Annotated in this window: 19 protein-coding genes and 1 pseudogene; 9 read left to right on the plus strand and 11 right to left on the minus strand. The window is 69.2% G+C overall.

Annotated features, from left to right (window positions below; all coding sequences use genetic code 11):
• The first annotated feature begins 163 nt into the window (after positions 1 to 163).
• Positions 164 to 1477, plus strand: a complete 1314-nt coding sequence (locus RPX00_RS33900; RefSeq protein WP_406643181.1) for a CoA-binding protein — start codon at positions 164 to 166, stop codon at positions 1475 to 1477.
• Positions 1478 to 1481: 4 nt separating this feature from the next.
• The gene (locus RPX00_RS33905) at positions 1482 to 2681 is read left to right on the plus strand and encodes an MFS transporter (RefSeq protein ID WP_406631505.1); all 1200 of its coding nucleotides are present in this window, start codon (positions 1482 to 1484) and stop codon (positions 2679 to 2681) included.
• Positions 2682 to 2869: 188 nt separating this feature from the next.
• Here RPX00_RS33905 and RPX00_RS33910 read toward each other — a convergent pair whose 3' ends face one another.
• Together RPX00_RS33910 and RPX00_RS33915 are read right to left on the minus strand one after the other, a co-directional pair.
• Positions 2870 to 3442 carry a class I SAM-dependent methyltransferase gene (locus RPX00_RS33910; RefSeq protein WP_406631507.1) on the minus strand — a complete coding sequence of 191 codons (573 nt, stop codon included), beginning with the start codon at positions 3440 to 3442 and terminating at the stop codon, positions 2870 to 2872.
• A gap of 175 nt (positions 3443 to 3617) precedes the next feature.
• Entirely contained in the window at positions 3618 to 4421 is an 804-nt protein-coding gene (locus RPX00_RS33915) for a helix-turn-helix domain-containing protein (protein WP_406631509.1), read from the minus strand.
• A 264-nt stretch (positions 4422 to 4685) separates the two neighbouring features.
• On the opposite strand from RPX00_RS33915, the gene RPX00_RS33920 reads away from it, so the two are divergent.
• The 3 genes from RPX00_RS33920 to RPX00_RS33930 all read left to right on the plus strand — a co-directional run bounded on the left by RPX00_RS33920 (position 4686) and on the right by RPX00_RS33930 (position 7055).
• Positions 4686 to 5114, plus strand: coding sequence for a peptidase inhibitor family I36 protein (locus RPX00_RS33920; RefSeq protein ID WP_406631511.1), 429 nt, complete (start codon positions 4686 to 4688; stop codon positions 5112 to 5114).
• 69 nt (positions 5115 to 5183) lie between these two features.
• Positions 5184 to 6377, plus strand: coding sequence for a glycoside hydrolase family 5 protein (locus RPX00_RS33925; protein ID WP_406631513.1), 1194 nt, complete (start codon positions 5184 to 5186; stop codon positions 6375 to 6377).
• A 255-nt stretch (positions 6378 to 6632) separates the two neighbouring features.
• On the plus strand, positions 6633 to 7055 hold the full coding sequence (locus RPX00_RS33930) for a hypothetical protein (protein ID WP_406631515.1): 423 nt from the start codon (positions 6633 to 6635) through the stop codon (positions 7053 to 7055).
• Between the two features lie 67 nt (positions 7056 to 7122).
• Here RPX00_RS33930 and RPX00_RS33935 read toward each other — a convergent pair whose 3' ends face one another.
• From RPX00_RS33935 to RPX00_RS33950, 4 genes are read right to left on the minus strand one after another with little or no spacing between them, the layout of a single operon-like run.
• Positions 7123 to 8376, minus strand: a complete 1254-nt coding sequence (locus RPX00_RS33935) for a nitrate/nitrite transporter (protein WP_406631517.1) — start codon at positions 8374 to 8376, stop codon at positions 7123 to 7125.
• Positions 8377 to 8406: 30 nt separating this feature from the next.
• A complete protein-coding gene (locus RPX00_RS33940) occupies positions 8407 to 9252 on the minus strand; it encodes a sugar phosphate isomerase/epimerase family protein (protein WP_406631519.1) in 846 nt (281 codons plus the stop codon).
• Positions 9249 to 10049: an SDR family NAD(P)-dependent oxidoreductase gene (locus RPX00_RS33945; protein WP_406631521.1), complete on the minus strand. Its 801-nt coding sequence runs from the start codon at positions 10047 to 10049 to the stop codon at positions 9249 to 9251. Before RPX00_RS33945 ends, RPX00_RS33940 begins: the two co-directional genes overlap by 4 nt.
• Positions 10042 to 10815, minus strand: coding sequence for an alpha/beta fold hydrolase (locus tag RPX00_RS33950; RefSeq protein WP_406631523.1), 774 nt, complete (start codon positions 10813 to 10815; stop codon positions 10042 to 10044). The genes RPX00_RS33945 and RPX00_RS33950 overlap by 8 nt, the downstream gene beginning before the upstream one ends.
• Before the next feature lie 110 nt (positions 10816 to 10925).
• Here RPX00_RS33950 and RPX00_RS33955 point away from each other — a divergent pair, with 110 nt between their 5' ends.
• On the plus strand, positions 10926 to 11858 hold the full coding sequence (locus RPX00_RS33955; protein ID WP_406631526.1) for a LysR family transcriptional regulator: 933 nt from the start codon (positions 10926 to 10928) through the stop codon (positions 11856 to 11858).
• On the opposite strand, the gene RPX00_RS33960 is transcribed toward RPX00_RS33955, so the two are convergent.
• The 4 genes and pseudogenes from RPX00_RS33960 to RPX00_RS33975 all read right to left on the minus strand — a co-directional run.
• The gene (locus RPX00_RS33960) at positions 11813 to 12418 is read right to left on the minus strand and encodes a nuclear transport factor 2 family protein (protein WP_406631528.1); all 606 of its coding nucleotides are present in this window, start codon (positions 12416 to 12418) and stop codon (positions 11813 to 11815) included. The two genes, RPX00_RS33955 and RPX00_RS33960, sit on opposite strands and share 46 nt — an antisense overlap.
• Before the next feature lie 99 nt (positions 12419 to 12517).
• On the minus strand, positions 12518 to 13267 hold the full coding sequence (locus tag RPX00_RS33965; protein ID WP_406631530.1) for an IclR family transcriptional regulator: 750 nt from the start codon (positions 13265 to 13267) through the stop codon (positions 12518 to 12520).
• 109 nt (positions 13268 to 13376) lie between these two features.
• Positions 13377 to 13826, minus strand: a complete 450-nt coding sequence (locus tag RPX00_RS33970; protein WP_406631532.1) for a LysR substrate-binding domain-containing protein — start codon at positions 13824 to 13826, stop codon at positions 13377 to 13379.
• 86 nt (positions 13827 to 13912) lie between these two features.
• Positions 13913 to 14455, minus strand: a pseudogene (locus RPX00_RS33975) (LysR family transcriptional regulator); the annotation flags it as partial.
• Between RPX00_RS33975 and RPX00_RS33980 the strand changes: the two are divergent.
• The 3 genes from RPX00_RS33980 to RPX00_RS33990 are packed head-to-tail and all read left to right on the plus strand — an operon-like array spanning position 14424 to position 17361.
• The gene (locus tag RPX00_RS33980) at positions 14424 to 15293 is read left to right on the plus strand and encodes an alpha/beta fold hydrolase (protein WP_406631534.1); all 870 of its coding nucleotides are present in this window, start codon (positions 14424 to 14426) and stop codon (positions 15291 to 15293) included. The pseudogene RPX00_RS33975 and the gene RPX00_RS33980 overlap by 32 nt on opposite strands.
• Positions 15290 to 16663 carry an MFS transporter gene (locus RPX00_RS33985; protein WP_406631536.1) on the plus strand — a complete coding sequence of 458 codons (1374 nt, stop codon included), beginning with the start codon at positions 15290 to 15292 and terminating at the stop codon, positions 16661 to 16663. The genes RPX00_RS33980 and RPX00_RS33985 overlap by 4 nt, the downstream gene beginning before the upstream one ends.
• Positions 16651 to 17361: a haloacid dehalogenase type II gene (locus RPX00_RS33990; RefSeq protein WP_406631538.1), complete on the plus strand. Its 711-nt coding sequence runs from the start codon at positions 16651 to 16653 to the stop codon at positions 17359 to 17361. Before RPX00_RS33985 ends, RPX00_RS33990 begins: the two co-directional genes overlap by 13 nt.
• Before the next feature lie 368 nt (positions 17362 to 17729).
• On the opposite strand, the gene RPX00_RS33995 is transcribed toward RPX00_RS33990, so the two are convergent.
• A complete protein-coding gene (locus RPX00_RS33995; protein WP_406631540.1) occupies positions 17730 to 18026 on the minus strand; it encodes a DUF1905 domain-containing protein in 297 nt (98 codons plus the stop codon).
• Positions 18027 to 18053: the final 27 nt, after the last annotated feature.

Raw genomic sequence — 18053 nt, forward strand, 5'->3', positions numbered from 1 at the left:
CGTCGGGCCGGACGGGATCGTCGCCGTCGACGCTCGCGCCGTCGCCCGGGCTCCGGAGCTGCCGGTCGACACCCCGGACCCGGCGACGGCGTTCGAGCAGCTCCGCCCCGCCGTCTATCCCGAGAACATCGCCGTGCTCGGCGCCTCGGCCGATCCGGCGAAGATGGGACACCGGGCGGTGCGCGCGGTCGTCGAGCAGGGCTTCGCCGGGGCGGTGCACCCGGTCAGCCGGTCGGCGTCCGAGATCCTCGGGTACCCGGCGGTCCGCGAGATCAGCGAACTGCCCGACGGACTTGACCGGGCGGTGATCGCGCTTCCAGCACCGGCGGTCCCGGATGCCCTGCGCGCACTCGCCGCGAAGGGCACGAAAACCGCGCACGTCTACACCGCCGACACCGACGACCTCGCCGAGGCAGTCGCCGGAACGCGGCTGCGCGTGGTGGGCCCCAACTGCATCGGCCACTACACGCCTTACTCGCGGATGACGATGATCGGCCGGTCCGCGTCCTCGGACGAAACCGGCAGCATCGCGTTCGTCTCGCAGTCGGGCACCTACGCCGGCGACGTGGTGCGCCGAGGCAACGAACTGGGGCTGCGGTTCAGTTTCGTCAGCTCGGTCGGCAACTGCGACGACGTGTCGCCGTCGGAGTTCTTGGCGTTCTGCGAGGCGGATTCCCGCACGTCGCTCGCTGCGTTCTACCTCGAAGACGACAGCGACGCGCAACGGTTCTTCACCCTCGCCGCGCGGGTGTCGATCCCCGTCGTGCTGTTCAAGGGCGGCCGGAGCGCCGCGGGCGGCGCGGCTGCTGCCTCCCACACCGGCGCCCTGGCGAGCGATCCGCAGCTGCTGCGGGACGCGGCGGCGGCCGCCGGGGTGGTCTTGGTCGAGAACCTGGACGAACTGCTCGACACGCTGCTGGTCGCGCAGTACGCGCCCGCGCTGACCGGCACCGGTCTGGGACTGGTGGGCAGCGGCGGCGGGGTCGCGGTCGTCGGCTCGGACGTCGCCCACGAGCACGGTCTCGTGCTGTCCCCGGTTTCGGCGGAAACGGCGGAATCCCTTGCGCCGTATGCCGCTCCGGGCAGCAGCCTGCACAACCCGGTCGACATCCCGATCTGGTCGCTGTTCGACGGCGCGCGCTGCTTCACCGGCGCACTGGCCGCCGCGCTCGCGCGCGACCCGGGCGTGGACAGCCTGTGCGCGTATCTCGATCTCGGGACCGTCTACGACCTGAAGGAGCGCGAGGAAGCCGCTGACCTGGTCACCGCGCTCACCGTCGATCTGCTGGCCGCCGACCGCGGCGACGTCCCGCTGGTCCTGGTGCTGCGGAGCAGTTTGAGCGCCGAACAGGACGCGCTGGTCCGCCGGTTGAGACAAGTCGCGAGCGAGCACGGCGTACCGATGCTGGACTCGGTCGAACGCGCGGTCGCGGCTCTCGGGCGGGTTCGCGAAGCCAACGTATCCCGGAGGAGGTGACCGCATGGCGGGGTTGACCGCGGACCGGCGAGCGCTGGTGGTGATCGCGGCCGCGACGTTCGCGTCGATGAGCGTCTGGTTCTCGGCGTCGTTCGTGGTGCCGCAGCTGCAGCAGCTGTGGCAGTTGACCAGCGGGGAATCCGCGTTGCTGACGATCGCGGTGCAGCTCGGGTTCGTCGTCGGCGCACTCGTCGCCGCCGCTTCTGGCCTCGCGGACGCCGTCCCGCCCCGGCGGCTGATGAGCGCCGGCGCACTGTGCGCGGCAGTGGCGAACCTGCTGCTGTTGTGGGCCCCCGGCTTCGGGACCGCCCTGCTGTTGCGGGCGCTCACCGGCGCTTGTCTCGCCGCGGTCTACCCGCCCGCGCTGAAAGAAGTGTCGTCGTGGTTCCGCAAGGGCCGCGGAACCGCGCTTGGTGTGATCATCGGCGCGCTGACGCTCGGCTCCGCCGCACCGCAGCTGGTAAAGGCGTCCGGCGGGCTCGGCTGGCAGTCGGTGATCGCGGCGACGTCCGTGCTCACCGCCTTCGGCGGCCTGCTGGTGCTGACGGTCCGCGGCACCGGGCCGTACCCGTTCCCTCGCTCGGTTTTCGAGCTGCGGTCCGCGATCCGGGCGGTCCGCAGCCGCCCCGTGCTGCTGGCCAACCTCGGCTACGCCGGGCACATGTGGGAGCTGTACGCGATGTGGGCCTGGATCGGGACCTTCCTGGCCGGGCTCCGGGGCTTCTCCGGCCCGGACGGCCCCCGGCACGCCGCGCTGGCCGCGTTCGCGTGCATCGGAGCCGGCGCGGCAGGCTGCCTGGTCGGCGGCTGGATCGGCGACCGGGTGGGGCGCGCGCAGTCGGCGCTGATCAGCCTCGCGCTGTCCGGCTCGACCGCGGTGGTGCTCGCCGCGGTGCGGGAGGTGCCGACGCCGATCGTGGTGGTGCTGAGCGCTTTCTGGGGGTTCTGGGTGATCGCCGACTCGGCCCAGTTCTCCGCGCTGGTGACCGAAACCGCGGATCCCCGCTATGTCGGCAGCGCGGTGTCGCTGCAGCTGGCGCTGGGCTATCTCACCACGGCGGTGACTATCTATCTGGTCCCGGTGCTGGCCGAATCGGCGTCGTGGAGCGCGGCGCTGCTGGTGCTGGCGGCTGGTCCGTTGGTCGGGGTGCTGGCGTTGGTGGCGTTCCGGCGCAGTGTGGTTGTCCGGGCGGAACCGGGATGATCGTGTGGAGCAGGTACAGTTGTGAGGACGCGATCCCGCCAAATCTCGCCGAAGAATGGAGGCTGCTGCGCCGCGAACCTGCGGACTCGCCTGCTGTCAGCGGCCAGCCGGGATTCCCTGCTGAGAGCCCGGTGTCTATGCCTTGCCCGCCACCACCAGGTAGTTCTCGGCCTCGATATCGAACGTGCTCACTTCCGTCCGCAGTCCGGCCCGGTGCAGTTCGGCTTCGAGTTCCTCGTGCCGGTAGGGCCAGCAGGACAGCAGTTCCGAGCGGACGACAACCGATCCAGTCGCGTCAACCTGGGCGATCGCGATCGCGATCTCGATGCGGTGTTCCTCAGCCGGGACATCGACTCCAGAGCAGCACCCCTGCCTCGCGCGCCCTCGGCATGGTGCAGCGAGTTGCCTACGCAGAACACCATGTCGAAGGTGGCGTCCTCGAAATGGTCGGGCAACTCTTCCCAGCTCGCCCGCACGGCCCGGACGGATGCCCCGAATTCCTCGGACAACTCCGCAGTCCGACGGACCATCGCGGCGCTGGCGTCCGTTGCGGAAACCTGGATGCCACGACCGGCGAGGCCAACCGCCAGCTGCCCGGTTCCGCACGAACAATCGAGGACGTGGGCGTTCGACGGCAGGAGGCTGAGGACGTCATCGAACGACGCGACGAACTCGGCCGGAGCCAGCTTCGCATCGGAAATGAGCCACTCGTACACCTCGGCAAGCGCGGCATAACCAGTCACAACTGCTACCTCCGTCACGCGGAAGACTCACGGTGGCACGTCAGTACATCAGCGGAGCAAGCCGATCCACTAATGGTTTTGCAGGGGGCAACCCGCCCGCTATGCCGCTGAGCGGTCGTCCAGGAACGCGGCCATAGCGCACCATCTCCCTCGCCAGCCAGCTCACGGCGACTTCCTTGCCAGCTGGGCGCACCTAGGCCCAGTCGCTGCAGTGCCGGACCGCATTCGTGGTGGCCTGACGCAGGCACACCCGCACCAACGCGCGTTGCGTGCGTTCGAAACTGCTCGCGACCGCGCTCACGGCGCCCGGACCGCATGCTTGCCCGATGGGCGAGATCGCGCCGTCGTACCAGGCGTCGGCGCTCGCGCAGACGCCGGCCGCGCCCTGGCTGCGCACTGAACCGGTGATCCGTCCCCGGTACGGGCCGATGCTCGGGCCGATCCACTCGATCGTCGCGGTCAGCACGCCGCCGTGTGGCTCGGTGTCCGAGGTTTCCGCGTCGACCGTGCGGGACCAGCCGCTTTCCGGCAGGCGGGAGGTCGTGTAGCCGGTGGGAAACGGGGTGGTGGTGCCCGGTGGCGCCGGCTCGGACCCGGTGAGCCGCGGGGCCACGAGCAGCGCGAGGATCAAGGCGGCACCCGCGGCGACGCCGACAGCCAAGCGCCGGAACGACCGCCGCCGGGGCGCGCTCCCAGCCCCGCGGGCGCGGTCCGCCTCGTCCCACAGCTCGGTGAGATGACCCGGGTCGCTGCCGCACGCCTCCGCGATCGCCCGCACGGCATCCTTGGCAGGCCAGGCCTTTCCGTTGACGTACCGCTCCAGCGACGACCTGCTGTACGGCGTGCGGGCCTGCAGTTCGGCGTAACTCAGCCCGGAGGCCTGCTTGACCCGGTGCAGTTCGGCGGCGAGTCGTTGCGCGGCGGGCGCCCGTTTCGGCCGAGCCGCGCGATGCCCTTGCCGCGGTTTGTCCGGTGCGTTGGAATCGGTGTCTCTCATAGCCCTCGACGTCCCCTCGGAGCGCGTGGCTTCCCGGTTCATCTCAGCACGTCCCCGGGGATGCGGGAACCCTTGCCGCCGAAGCCGATCGCGGGAAAAGTCGGCGACGGCCGGGATCGAACAGGGGCTGCCAGGCACGACACGGACCGGCGGGCAGTGTTTACAGTGAACGATCTCCCGATTCCGCCGGGAATCGTGCGGGGGCCGGCCGGGGAGAACCCGCGCCATTTTCCGAAATTGTTTCGTCTTAAGAGGGAGTTATCGATGAGGACCGCAAGGTCACGGATTCTCGTGGCGATCGCCGGCGCGGCGATGGCCAGTGCACTCGGGGTCGGTACGGCCGAAGCCGCACCGAGTTCCCCCGAGGCCGTTCAAAGCTGGGACGGCGGCGCCGTGCAGCTCTTCCCCGCCGCCCCCGCCGCGTGGGCGTGCGACAACGGCTACCTGTGCCTCTACCAGGACTCGGGCGGCCGGGGACGGCATCTCCAGTTCAAGGACCGCAAGAAGGTGCAGAACCTGACCACGTACGACTTCAACGACAAGATGTCGTCGTGGTGGAACAGAACCGCGCATGACGCCTTCTGGTACTACGACATCAACGGCAAGGGAACCACCAGGCGGATGCCCGCCGGATCGCGTTCGAGTTCGCTCGGCGGCGACAACGACAAGGCCAGCTCGATCTACATCACCTGAGTATTTTCGGGGATCGCGCCGGTGGCACGCACGCCACCGGCGCGACACCCGGGTGCGGAGGAGTCGGAAATGAGCCGCTTGGCCGCCGGACGCATACTCCTGACGGCGCTGGCGATCGTCAGCACGCTTTCCGCCCACCCGGCGGACACCGGCTACCCGCTGCACACCAGCGGACGGTGGATCCTCAAACCGGACCACACCCGGGTCAAACTGGCCAGCGCGAACTGGTCCGGCGCCGAGTCGCCCGAACACGTCGTCGCGGGCCTCGACCGCGCGAGGCTCGCCGACATCGCGCGCTGGATCAAGACCGCCGGCTTCAACTCGGTGCGGCTGCCGTGGTCGAACGAGATGTACCAGCGCGATCCGGCGGTCAACGACGCCTACCTCGCCGCCAACCCCGGTCTGAAAGGCAAGCACGCGCTGGAGATCTTCGACCGGGTGATCGACGCGCTGGGACGGGAAGGGCTGATGGTCGTCCTGGACAACCACGTGAGCGTCGCGGACTGGTGCTGTTCGCCGAGCGACGGCAACGCGTTCTGGTACACCGACGACTACCCGGAGCCGGTCTGGATCGCCCACTGGAAGGGAATGGCCGCGCGCTACCGGACGAAACCGCACGTGGTCGGTGCCGAACTCCGCAACGAAGTGCGCCCCAGCACAACGAAAACGCCAGTCTGGGGCGGCGGCGACCCGAAAACCGACTGGGCAGCGGCGGCCGAACGCGCCGGCAACGCCGTGCTGTCAGCCAACCCGAACCTGCTCGTCATCGTCGGCGGCATCAACTACCAGGCCGACCTCACCGGCCCGTATCACCGCCCGATCCGCCTCTCGCACGCCGACAAACTGGTGTACGCGCCCCACGCGTACAAGTGGTTCGCCGACGTCCGCCACGGCTACGAGCGCTTCGCCACCCAACTCGGCGCGCAATGGGGATACCTCCTGACCCAGCATCAGCCGTACACCGCGCCGGTGTGGGTCAGCGAGTTCGGCACGTGCATCACCTGGGTCGCCTGGGGCTGCGATGCTGACGACACCGCCTTTTCGCAAGGGATCCAACGCTATCTGCGCGACGGGGACATCGATTGGGCGTACTGGCAACTGAACGGGACCCAGTCCGATTCCCTCGACCACGGCGCGGGAAAGCCTCGCAGCCACGGCGCGCTGGATTGGTACGGGCTGCTTAATCCGCAGTGGAACGGCCCGGCTAATGCGGAGAACGTGGCGCGGATTCAGGCGTTGCAGGCGATGACGCAACATCCTTGATACGGGCTACTCTGCCGCCAGAGGCCGCCGCGGGTAATTATTGCGATTTCCGCCGGAAAGCAGGGTAGTGACGTTGCCTTTGAGGTGTTTTCTGGCTGTTGATTGAGAATTGCGTATGCAGATCAGAGTGCTGTCGCTGTCGGGACGAATATGCACTCAATGTGCACGGAATTCCGATTCTTCCCCGGAGATCCGCCGCTAACGTCGGACTGGGGCGAGAACCGCCCTGGAGGAACGAAAAGGGAGGAACTGCATATGCGTACGCTCACTGCGGTTGTGGCCGGTGCGGCGGCCACGAGCGCGCTGCTGCTGGGACCCGCGTCGGCGACGGCGGAGACCCTGCGCGAAGGTGCTTACGTCGCCACGATCCAGGTATTCTCCAGCGGAGAGACGTACCGGGTCGAACTGCTGAGACAGGCCGACGCGGACCAGGCCGTCCGGCTCATGAACGGCGAGGTCACGCATCCGGGAATTCCGATCGGCGACATTGTCCGGGGTTCGTCCGGCGTCAACACCGGATACGACTGGCACATCGACCCCGCCACGTTCCACTGGGCCGACATCACGGCCGAAGCATGCGACGGCCAGCCGCACGAGGTCAGCAACGCCGACGAATGGAAGGTCCAGCAATACTGCCCGTGGACTATCAAGGTCGTCTCGGTCACCCCGGAAAGCTGACCTGTCCTTCCGCGGCACTGGGAAGAGTGCGGGGCGGCCATGACGGCCGCTCCGCGCTCGCCAACGATCACCCCACAGCCGCTGGCACCGCCCGTTCCCGGATCGGCAGCAGCAGCAGCACCCCCAGCAGCGGACCGACCGCCAACACCCCAAAGGAGAGGAACAACGACCCAGTAGCGCTGAACACCGCGCCCACCGCGACCGGTGCGAACACCCCGCCGAGTTGCCACGCCGTGTTGGCGAAACCGAAGGCACCGCCGACGAAGCGCGGGTCGGCGTATTGCGGGACGGTCGAGTTGGTCAGCACCGTGTAGCCGTACACGCCCAAACCGAGGAGCGGAGCGAGGATCAGCAGGACGGTGTAATCACGCACCAGCCCGAAGACGATCAGGATGAGCGCGAAATACCCGCTGAGGATCATCAGGTGTGCCTTGCGGGTGCCGCGCAGGCGGTCGGACAGGAAGCCGACCAGGGGTTTGACGCCGATCGCCGTGGTGCTGACGATGACCATGACCAGCGCGGCCTTTCCCGCCGAGAGCCCGAGCGACTTGACCATCAGCGAGTTGCCCCAGGCCAGGAACCCCAGGGTGGCCCACTGCATGCCGAGTCCGGCGGCCGCGAGCGACAGGAGGTTGCGGTTCTTCAGCATTGCCGCGAAGCCGAGGCGTCCGCCCGAGCCGGGCGAGGCCGGGACGGGGGAGACTGGGACGGGCGGGTCGTTGCGCAGCAGGGCCCAGCAGACCACACCGACCACGACGGTGAGTACGCCGAACAGGTAGTAGACCCCGTTCCAGTCCAGCCGCGCCATCAGCGCGGGAATGGAGGCGTTGGCGATCACGCTGCCGAACGCGGTCGCGGTGATGTACAGCCCGAACGCGGTCCCGCGCTCGCGCGGCGGGAACCAGCGGCTGAGCAGTTTGGTGAAGGACGCGACATCGGCGCCGCTGACCAAGCCGATGAGGACCTGGATCGCGATCCCCACGCCGAGGTTGTGCACCGTGCCGAAGGCGAACGTCAGGATTCCCGCCAGGACAAGGGAAATCCCCACGGCGAGGCGGCCGCCGATCAGGTCCGCGACGATTCCGCCGGGGATGTTGGTGACCACGTACCCGATGGACATCGCGGTGGCGAAGATCCCCAGCTGGGCCACCGACAGGCCGATGGAGTGCGAGGCGTCGACCGCGACCACCGACCACGCGGTGCGGTTGAGGTAGATGAGGGTGTAGGCGAGCCAGCACACGGCGAGGATCACCCATCGGTAGCGGGATGCTTTCGCGGCCAAGTGCACCGTAGTGTCCGAGGAAGACTTCGTGGCATCCATTGTGGACCTCCTTGTCCAGTAACGGGAAGCTCAGCGCAGCAGGCCCCATTCGCGGAGCTGGGCCGCGTTGTGGTGCAGGGTCGCGACGGGCGGGCGGTCGAGGCTCAGGTCTTCGACCGAGACCCAGCCGGAGTAGCCGCGTTGGTCGATGAGACTGAGTACCTGGGGGACAGCGACTTCGCCGTCCTCGAGCGGGGTCCAGCCGGCTCGCCAGCCGCCGCCTGGGGAGCGGAAGTGCGCGGCGTTCTTCAGGTGCACGTGTCCGAGATAGTCGCCGAGCAGGTCGAGCGCGATCTCGTGCGCCTCGTAGCCTTCGAAGACGAGATTGCCGACGTCGTAGATGACACCGACGTACGCGGGGTCGAAATGCGCGACAACTCGGTGCGCGAGTGAGGCGCTGGGGCAGATGGTGTTGTGGTGGATCTCCAGCAGCGCGCGGATTCCGGCGGCGCGCGCGGCGGTCTCGACTTCCCCGAAAAACGCGACGGTGTGCTCGAACAAGTCCGAATAGGACTTTCCCGTTCGAGAGATTCGCGGTGCCTGCAGCCGAAATTGCGGAGCACTGGCCGCCTTCGCCAGGTCGCACGCGAGGTGAAGCATCTCGGTGTCGCCGACCTCGATGTAGGGCGCGAGGCCGATTACGTCGAGTCCTGCCGCGCGGGTGTCGTCCGCGACCGCCTCCGTGGCTGGGACGTCCAGCGGGAGGGTGGCGCGGTGGTCGACCAGGTACGGGTGCGCGGGCTTCGGGTCGCGGATGCTGCCGGGGCGCGGCTCGACCCGCCATTCGATCCCGCCGAACCCCGCGGCGCGGACCTGGGCGATGCATTCGGCGGTGTCCACTGTGGGCAGGCAGATCGTCGCGACGCCGAACTTCACGGCTGGGCCGCGTGTTCGACGGCGAGCGGGGTCTGGGGGAGCGGGGCGAGTTGCGCGCCGCCGCAGACGTGCAGGACCTCGCCGGTGATGAACGACGCCGCGGGCGAGGCCAGGAAAGCGACCGCTTCGGCGACGTCACGGGGTTCCGCCATCCGCGGCATCGGCGTGATGGCCCGGTATTCCGCAGTGAGGCGGCGGATCTGCTCTTCGTCGCGGTCGTAGGCGGTGAAGTCGGACCGGATGAAGCTGGGCGCGACCGCATTCGCCGTGACGTTGTACTTCCCGAGTTCGGTGGCGAAGGAGCGCGTCATCCCGACGATCCCGGCTTTCATGGTGGTGTAGGCGACCGGACCGCCGGAAACCCAGTTGCGCGAGGCGAGGTTGACCACCGCACCGCTGCGTTGCGCCTTGAAGAATTCCAGTGCCCTGCTGACGAGGAACGCCGGACCGCGCAGGTTCACGTCGCTCATGAGGTTCCAGGCGTCCGGGGACAGCTCGGAGAGCGTGGAGCGCCGGTTCACCGCCGCGTTGTTGACGATGACGTCGATCCGGCCGAAGCGCCTGCCCACGTCCGCGACCAGAGCCTCGATCGACTCGACGGATCCGAGGTCGGCGGCGATGCCGACCGCGGGCGAGGCGAACCGGGCGCGCAGGTCGGCGGCAGTCGCGTCGGCGGCGTCCGCCTTGACGTCGGCCACTACGACGGTGACTCCGTCTTCGAGCAGGCGTTCGGTGATGGCGGTGCCCAGTTTTCCCGCGCCTCCGGTGACAATCGCGACGCGGCGGGGTTCAGTCATGGTGTGCTTCTTTCTTTTCCCAACAGGACAGGAACTCGGCGATCGCGGCTACGACGTCGCCGGGGTGCTCGTGGTGTGTCCAATGGCCGCCTGGCAGGACCTTGATCGTGGCGTCGGCGAGGAATTCGCGGGCCAGACGGGCGCGTTCGTCGTTGCGGTAGATCGCGAGCAGCGGTACGGGAAAAACGGCGAAGAACTCCTTCGCCTGCGACAGGAAATGCAGCGCTTCCGTGCCGAAAGCGAAGTCGATGAACAACTCGCGGATGGCCGCCGGTGTAGCGGAGACCAGGTCGCCGGAAAGCACTGGGCTCGGCCCGTGGCTGGCGAAGTGTTCGCGGGCGACCGCCACGGGATCCTCGCGCCGGAGCCGTTCGGCGATCGCCTCGATCCGGGCGCGATCCTCGTCGGGAAGCCCGAACGCCGGGTCGATCGCGACCAGTCCGGCCACCGATTCCGGTTCCTGCCGGGCGAGGAACGCGGCCACCTCGCTGCCCGCGGAATGGGCGACCAGCACCACGCGGCCGAGCCCGAGCCGGTTCACCAGCGCACGTACGTCGGCCGCCACCCGCGACAGCCGCATGTCCGGCCCTGGCTCGGACTCGCCGTGCCCGCGCAGATCGACGAGCACGACCGGCGCGATCCGTTGCAGGCCTGGCAGAACGGGGCGCCAGTCCGAACGCGAGCGCGCCCAGCCGTGGACGAGCACGAACGTGAACGGAGCCCCGACCGGCCCGGGCAGCCGCTCGCAAGCCAAGTCGACGGTCATCGCTTCCTTTCCGCTGGTCTGTTCGCTGGGACGATCCTGCGTGACCAGCGGTTATAGATCAAATGCCTATCGTTCGACCCCGCCATGCCCGACAGGCATATGATCGGTTCATGCTGGAGCTGCGCCAACTCGACTACTTCCGCGCCGTCGCCGAGTACGGCTCCATCTCGCGCGCCGCGGCGGCGCTGCACATCACCCAGCCGACGCTGAGCAGGCAGATCGCCCAGCTGGAGAAGTCGCTGGGGCATCAGCTTCTGAGGCGCACCGCGGCCGGCACCGAGCTGACGGCGGCCGGCGAGGGCCTGCGCGAGCACCTGTTGTCCATCTTCGAGCTGGTCGACCGGGTGCCCGAGGTGCTCCAGGCCGCGGCCGGCGCCCGGCGTCTCGTCCACTTGGGAGTCCCGTCGGGGATCCCGGCGGGCTGGATCGAGGCCTACCTGAACGCGGTGCGCGAAGCCGCGCCGGAGATCCATTTCGCGATCGTCGAAGCCACCAGCGAGGAACAGCGCCGGCTGCTGCTGAACGGCCTGCTGGACCTGAGCCTCGTGCACACCCAACCGCCGGAGCTGCACAAGGAACTCCTTTTCCGGCAACGGCTCGGCTGCGTCTTCCGCGAGGGAACCGGGCCCGGCGACCGGGAGCAGCTCGACGTCACCGATCTCGACGGACTGCGCGTCATGGCCCATTCGGCCAAGGGCGAAGAGGTCAGCCTGCGCGCGGCGGCGACCGCGACCGGCACCGACGTGGACTGGCTGTTCCGCGCGTTCTCGGAGCACAGCGAACTGATCGCCACCAGCTCACAGGTCGACACGGTGCTCATCGGGGCGACGTCCGCGCGGAAGTGGTTCCCCGCCTGGCGATGGATTCCGTTGCACGCGGACCGTCCCGAGCACTGGATGCGGACGTGGGCCGCCTGGGTGGGCAGCGACCTGAAGCAGGGCGACGTGTTGCTGGGCTGTCTGCGGGAAACCGCCCGGCAGTACCGGGACGATCCCACTTACGAGTTCAACGGCTCGGCGAGCCAGTTCGCGCCCTCCTCGTAGAGCCGTTCGACGGCAGGGCCGGTCAGCCCCGGCAAGCCGGTCTTCACGGTGAAGCCCGCTTTGGTCTGCGCGTAGCCGAGATGGCGGTAGCCGACCGGGAACCGCGCGAGCAGCTCCGGCTCCAGCTCCAGTCGCGATGCCGGGTCAACGACATCCAGCCGGTCCTTCTCGTAAATCGGCTGCCGCCGGACGATCTTCCACGCCCCCTCGTATCGGGCGCAGAAATCGTAGAAGCGACCCGTGCACACCACGTCCGCTTCAACGCCGTCGATCACCACTCGCTGGTTGATGGTCATCTTCGTCTGCGCCACCGCCCGGTCTCCCGCGATGTCCGCGGAATGCCCGCCCAGGAAGTGCAGGATCGAAACCCCGCGCTCGAAACCCTCCCGGCTCGCCGCGACGAACTCGGCCGCCGGGCCCTGGAACCAGGTCGCGGTCATCCACCCGTCGACGGGGTGCCAGACCGTGGCGAACCGCTCCCAGTTCCCCGCGTCGCGCCAGATCGCCCAGTTCTCGACGAGTTCGCGGATCGCCAGCCGGTCTTCGCGGTGCGCGGCCATGGTTGTTCCTCCCGATCGCCATTCCTCAGTGGACTTTCATCGTGGCCCGGACCGGAGCGGCGGCCCAGCAACGGCTGCCACTGGATGGCAGCGCACTGGTCAGCCGCAGCGGCGGGAAACCCCGAGCGCCGCGGTGCGCACCGCGGGAGCGAGCTGGCGCAAGGTGGCGCGGGAGTGGGTCACGATGCCGAGCGCGCCGCAGACCGCACCGGCGGCGTCGAGGACCGGCGCGGCCACGGACACGGCCCCCAGCGTCATCTCCTGATAGGAGTACCCGAGGCCGTGCTCGCGCACGACATCCAGGGCCGCGGCGAGGCGGCCGGGCGCGACGATCGTGTGGGGCGTGCGTGCGGTCAGGCCGTGGTCGATGATCTCCTTGCGCAGCGTGGGCGGGGAGAAGGCGAGCAGCACCTTGCCGACCCCAGTCGCGTGCAGCGGCAGCCGTCCGCCGATCCGGGTCGCGGTGGGCACCGCGCGTCGGCTGGAGATCTTCTCGATGCACATGGCTTCGTGGCCGTCGAGCACCGCCAGCTGCACGTTTTCGCCGGTGGCCGCACAGAGGTCCTGCATGAACGGCAGCGCGGCCTCGCTCAGCACGCGCTGTCGCGGTGCCAGGGATCCCACCTGCCACAACCGGATCCCGACCCGATATCGCTGGTCAGGCGTTCGTTCCAGGCCGCCCCAGTCGACGAGTTCGCCGATGAGCCGCCGGGCCGTCGACAGCGGCAGCCCCGACAGTTCAGCGATCTCGGTGAGCGTCAAGGCCGGGCGGCCTAGGTCGAAACAGCCGAGCACCGCCAGCAGTTTGCTGGAGACGCTTCGTCCCGGCGACGCCCCGTTGCCCGCCATCACGCGACCGCCTCCGGTGCTTCCTCCGGAACGTAATGTCCGGAGGCGCCGTAACCACGCAGGTCCGGGGCGACGACGGTGCGGCCATGGCTGAGCGGCTCGAGCGTGGTCACGAGACGCCCAGCGCCGGATGGCGGGCGAGGAGTTCGTCGAGGCGGCTGCCGACGTCGGTGCAGTTGTTCCGGACCACCGAAAGGAAAGCGGCCAGCACCGGCGAGGAATCGGTCACGCGGAAAGACATCTGCAGATCCGGCAGCCGGAACCGCGGTTCGACGGCGCAGAACCAGATGTCCTTGCGCGCGATCAGCCGCATCCGTTCCGGGCCGAGGCCGACTCCCGCGGAGCAGGCGGCGAGCCCGGCGATCGTGTGGATGTCGCGCGCCAGCGTGGCACTGTCGAGGACGGCGGGCTCGAACACCGAGCGGAGATAGGAGCCCGCTGCGTCCGCGCTGACCACGAGGGGTTCGCGGGAGAGTTGCGCGACGTCGACCGACTTGCTCCCAGCGAAGGGATGTCCCGCCGAAACCGCAGCCACCAGGTGGTCGGCGCCGATGGGCACGGTGACGAGCTGCTCCGCGCCCGCGCCGCGGGGCTGCCCCGCCCCACCGCCACGTCCAGCTCGCCCGCGAGCAACGCCGCGGACCCGGCGGAACTGTCCAGCTCCTGCAGGGTCATCCGCACCTCGGGATGGGTCTTCCGGAACCGGCCGATCACCCCCGGCAGCGGGTCGAGCAGCGCGGACCCGATGAACCCGAGCCGCAGCCTGCCGGTCTCCCCGCGTGCCGCGCGGCCCGCGTCGACGAGTGCGAGGCTCATCTCGGCGAGTGCGCCGCGTGCCCGGACGAGGAACGCATCCCCTGCGGCAGTGGGGAAAACGCCGCGCGCGGTGCGGTCGAAAAGCCGCTCGCCGACTTCGCGTTCAAGCGCGGCGATCTGCGTCGACAACGGCGGCTGGGCAATGCCCAGTGCCGCGGCGGCGCGACCGAAGTGCTGGTGCTCGGCGAGGGCCAAGGCATAACGGAGGTGACGAGCTTCCACGGCGTCATGATACGTCTGAAGTATCACGCAAGCAGTCGTGAGATATGGCGGTGGATAACGCGGGTCGGCGGGTGTGCTCTGGGGAGGTCCGTGACCGACGCTTCCGAAGGACCCTCCCGTGACCCGACCCTCCTCGTCCGAGACCGTCATCCTGCTCGTGCACGGTGCCTGGCATTCCGCCCTGCACTGGACGTCGACGCAGCGCGCGCTCGCGCTGCACGGCCTCGCCAGCGTCGCCGTGGACCTGCCGGGGAGCGGACTCGGCGCGCCTGTCCCCAGCGGGTATTTCTTGCCTGGCCAACCCGGTTTCGCCAGCGAACGGTCGGCCCTGCACGGCGTCACCCTCCAGGACAGCACCGACGTCGTGCTCAACGCGCTCATCAGCGCCCGCACCCGGTACCGGAACGTCGTCCTGGTCGCCCACAGCGCCGGCGGCGGGGCCGCGTCCGCCGCCGCGGAGCAGGCGCCGGAACTCGTCGACCGGCTCGTCTACCTGTCCGCGTTCGTGCCCGCGGGCCGCCCCCGGTTCGCCGACTACGTCGGAGCGAAGGAGAACGCGGACGCGGTCCAGATCCCGCCGGTCGGCGATCCGGCCGAACTCGGCGCGATCCGGATCAACCCGCTTTCCCCCGACCCGGCCGTCACCGACGTCATCCGCCGGGCGTTCCTCGACGATCTCCCCGAGGGCAGCCCGGACTCGTGGCGGCAGTTCCTGCACCCCGACCTCCCGTTCGCGAACTTCACCACGCCGATCTCGCTCACTGCGGCGCGCTGGGGCCGGATCTCCCGCTCCTACGTGCGGCTCGCCGACGACCTCGCCCTGCCGCCCGCGACCCAGGACCTGATCATCGCCGAGGCGGATCGGCTGACGCCGGAGAACCCGTTCCGCGTGCACTCCCTGCCGGGAGGCCATTCTCCGTTCGTGACCCGGCCCGGCGAGCTGGCGAAGACGCTCGCCGCGGCCGCCCTGGACCGGCCCGGCCGATGAGCTTGGTGCGTCTTTCGCCGCCATCCCAACGACTTCTGCTGCCGATCCTCCTGTCCGGCACGTTCGTCCAGTTGTTCAGCGTCACGGTCATGCAGGTGGGCGTAGTCGACGTCCAGCGGGACCTGCGCGCCGGGACGGCGGAGACCCAGCTGGTTCTCGCCGCCTACACGCTCACCTACGCCTGCTCACTGATCGTCTCCGCGCGGCTGGGGGACAAGTACGGCTATCGCGGGATGTTCGTCACCGGGATGGCGTTGTTCACCGCCGCCTCGATCGGGGCGGCCGCCGCGCCGGACGCGTGGGTGCTGATCGCCGGACGCGCCCTGCAAGGTTTCGGCAGCGGCCTGATGGCACCCCAGATCCTGTCGATCATCCAGTCGGCGGTGCCCGCGAGCCGCCGACCCGCCGCGCTGAGCGCCTTCGGCGCCACGATGGCGGCAGCCTCGCTCGCCGGTCCGGTACTCGGCGGCGTGCTGACCCAGCTCAATCCGCTGGGACTGGGCTGGCGGGCGGCGATGCTGCTGGTCGTCCCCGTCGGGATCGCCGCCCTCGCGCTCTCGCCCACGCTGCCGTCCGTTCGCGACGAAGACAAAGCCCAGCGCGTCGATCCGATCGGCGCGGCGCTGAGCCTGCTGGGTTTCGCACTGCTGGTGTTCCCGCTGAGCATGGGACGCGAAACCGGCTGGCCACTGTGGACCTGGGCCAGCCTGGCACTGGCCGCGGTGGCGCTGACCGGTTTCGTGATTTCCCAGCGCAGGGCGGCGGAACCGCTGGTCCGACCGTCCACATTGGCCGAACCGGCGACCAGGCGGGGGCTGGTCGCCGTACTGGTCTTCAACGCGGGCGTCCCGTCCTTCACCCTGCTGCTCTCGATGCACCTGCAGGGCGCCAAGGGCTGGAGTCCACTTCAGACAGGTCTGAGCCTCACTCCGTACGCGATCGGAGCTTTGGCCGGAAGCCGCATCGCGAACAGACGATTCGGCCCCCGCGCGCTCGCCGTCTCCGCGCTGGTGATGGGGCTGGTGTCGGTTGCCGTCCCGGTGCTTCTCGACCAAGACCTGCTCTGGTTGTATTGGCTCGCATTGGGTGCCGGCGGAGTTGCCTTCGGGGTTTTCACCGCGTCGGCGTTTACCCAGGTGATCGCCAGGGCACGCGCTGAAGAGGCGACCTCGGTTTCCGGCCTGCTTCCGACCGCGCAACAGCTGGGCGGGACGTTGGGTGTCACGTTCGCGGGCATCGCGTACGCCGCACCGGCCGCGACGGCGGGGGAGGCGTTGTGGCACGCGATGATTTACGAGGCAGCGGTTTTCGCGTTCGCCGCGGTGTGGGCGAGGGACCGGCCGGGTAGCTTGGGCGGATGGGGAAACTGACGGGACTCGGCGACGTCGACGCGGTGTTCTTCGACGTCCAGGGCACGTTGACCGATTTCGCGACGCCGGTGTCGGAGGCGCTCGCGACGGAGCTGCCGCGCACGACGGCGGAGCAACGGGCGGAGCTGCTGGTGCGGTGGCGGCAGTTCTGGACCGCGAACACCTCCGGCAGCCCGGACCGGCGATGGCGTTCGTCGCGGTCGGTGTACTCGGACGGCCTGGCCGAGGTGGCTCGCCAACTGGGAATCACGGTCGACGCCGACGCGCATGAACGGCTCGTGGATGCCTGGACACAGCTGCGGCCCTGGCCGGACACCGGGGAAGGGCTCTCCCGATTGCGCGAGCACGGGGTAGTCGTGGCGGCATTCTCCAACGCCGACACCTCCGTCATGGTCGACGTCGCCCGCCGCCACGACTGGCATTGGGACCTTGTCCTGACCGCGGAACTGGTCGGGCATTTCAAAGCGCACCCGGATATGTATCGGACCGCGATCGCCTCAGTGGCGGCCGATCCCGCTCGCTGTGCCCTGGTCGCCTCGCATCCGTACGACCTCGCGGCGGCCGCGGAAGCCGGAATGCGGACCGCGTACATCCACCGGCCTGGCGAGTTCGGCGGCGCCACTGTCCCGGAACGCCCGGCTCCGGACGCCTTCGACGTCGTCATCGACGAGGTGACCGCGCTCGTGCCGGAGCACTGAACCGCTTTGTGCGGCTCGACGGATGTCAGGGCCTGTTCGCCTCGTCCCGTCCGTGCGCTCCGAGCCCGCGCAGATATTCGTTTAGCGCAAGAAGGCCGAAGAAATCGCGAAAATGCGGAAAGCATTGTCCTAAGCCAGAAGGAGCGCTCTACGCGTACCCCGTCGGCGAAGGGTGTGCTGCGGCGAGCAGATCCGCGGCCGGAGACTGGACGAAGCCGAGGTGCCCCGGGCTACCTCCGCCTGTCCGCCCCTCGACGAGGCTCTACTCGAAGCAGCGACCCGGATTCGCGCACTTCACAGCCATGCCCCGGCGGATCCGCTCTGTCACCGCGGCACGAGGCCCGGCCGGTGATTCTGCTCCGCCAAGGTCAGAGGTCGAGGACAGCCACGGTCACCCGCGCGGTATCTCCAGGATCGAGGCTTTCAGCCTTGCGTACCGCGCGTTTGACCGGCAGCACGTAGCCGCGCGTGCTGTCCGGGAAGATCGACGTGCGCCAGGTGGTGGCCCCGATCCGCACCTGCACGCGCATCGATCCGAACCCTCGGCGCGGCCCGCCCAGTTCGCGGATTTCGTCGGAGATGTCGCCGGGCAGGGTGACGAAGGTCCAGGCGTCGGTCCGCCGCGCTTCCCAGATCCACAGTTCAGCGTCGAAGTGCACTTCCACGCCGACAGCTTCGCACGCGACACCGAC

It is taken from the genome of Amycolatopsis sp. WGS_07 (assembly GCF_045278895.1).
Taxonomy (GTDB): domain Bacteria; phylum Actinomycetota; class Actinomycetes; order Mycobacteriales; family Pseudonocardiaceae; genus Amycolatopsis.